At 50.1% G+C, this 711-nt stretch carries 1 pseudogene; it reads right to left on the bottom strand.

Annotated elements, in window-relative coordinates:
* Positions 1-107 precede the first annotated feature (107 nt).
* Positions 108-711 (bottom strand): annotated as a pseudogene (locus DW025_RS06425) (hypothetical protein); the annotation flags it as partial.

The raw sequence follows: 711 nt of genomic DNA, 5'->3' as shown, positions 1-711 counted from the left end.
CATGTGTTCAGCCTAGTTCATAAATATGTGTCCAGGATTCTGGGTACATATCATTGCTACGACGCTTTTGTCTTGCTCGGAAGATGGAGCAAGGGAACGCTATTCAATTATCTGTTGTACTTTTTCTTTCTGCTGACAACCGTTGTACCGATGGCTGCACCGCCGCTGACAAGCAGCAGAGAGAGCCACAAGGCAAGATTGAAATTATCACCGGTCTGGGGAGATTTGGAATCGTCTTTCAGCTTCACCGTTACGGTGTCGGCTTTTTTGATTTCCTTTGTACCGTCCTTGTCGCTGAAATACTTGCCACAGCCTTCGCAGTACCAGTACTCGATATTGCCCTCGGTGGTCTTGGTCGCCGTCTTTGCCGGGAAGTGCTTTAAGTTGGTGTGGTTCTTCGGATCAAGCTCACCGTATTCCGCACCGCAGACCTCGCACTTTGCCTTGTCCTTGCAGGTCGCTTTACCGCCGGTATGCTCAGTCAGCTTCTTGCCGCAATAATCACACTTGTGGTCTTTGTTATCGTCTGCGCACTCGCTGATTATATAATCGCAGATATCACATTTGTGATCTTTGTTTGCATCGATGCAATTCTCCGTTTGCGTGCCTGCAGAGCATCCGTCAACAGTGCAGGTGCGGGTATGGGTGCCGTCTTCGTTGGACGTCCAAGCGCCCCAGTTGTGATCCAGCACATTGCCGGAGAAGAAGGTC

It is taken from the genome of Coprococcus sp. AF38-1 (genome assembly GCF_003603945.1).
Classification (GTDB): domain Bacteria; phylum Bacillota; class Clostridia; order Lachnospirales; family Lachnospiraceae; genus Coprococcus; species Coprococcus aceti.
The sequence above is the reverse complement of the archived record's forward strand: the minus strand, read 5'-3'. Positions and strand labels throughout refer to the sequence as shown.